Source organism: Kosakonia sp. H7A (genome assembly GCF_003028445.1).
GTDB lineage: Bacteria > Pseudomonadota > Gammaproteobacteria > Enterobacterales > Enterobacteriaceae > Kosakonia > Kosakonia radicincitans.
This window is the reverse complement of record NZ_PYTZ01000131.1, coordinates 1-441: the sequence shown is the minus strand read 5'-3', so window position 1 is coordinate 441 and position 441 is coordinate 1. Positions and strand designations below refer to the sequence as shown.

Annotated in this window: 1 pseudogene; it reads left to right on the top strand. The window is 67.8% G+C overall.

From position 1 onward, the window contains the following. Positions 1-59: 59 nt before the first annotated feature. Positions 60-441: pseudogene (locus tag CWM66_RS28575) on the top strand (phosphoglycerate dehydrogenase); the annotation flags it as partial.

Genomic DNA, 441 nt, shown 5'->3' with positions numbered 1-441 from the left:
CCAAAAAGCGCCGCGCTCTGGCATAGTGACCGCCCCGTACCAAGCCCGCCGCCGTCGCCATGTCGCCGAAGAAGACCTCGTTCCCCAAGCAGGACATACGCGTGTTGTTGCTCGAAGGCGTCAGCCAGACGGCCGTGGATACCTTCCGCGCGGCCGGCTACTCGCAGATCGAAGTGCACGCCAAGTCGTTGCCGGAGGACGAGCTGAAGGCGCGCATCGCCGAGGCGCACATCGTCGGCATCCGTTCGCGCACCCACCTCACCGCCGAGGTGCTGGCCGAGGCCAAGCGGCTGATCGCGGTGGGCTGCTTCTGCATCGGCACCAACCAGGTGGACCTGGACGCGGCCGAGCTGGCCGGCATCCCGGTGTTCAACGCCCCCTATTCCAACACCCGCAGCGTGGCCGAGCTGGTGATCGCCGAGGCGATCCTGCTGCTGCGCG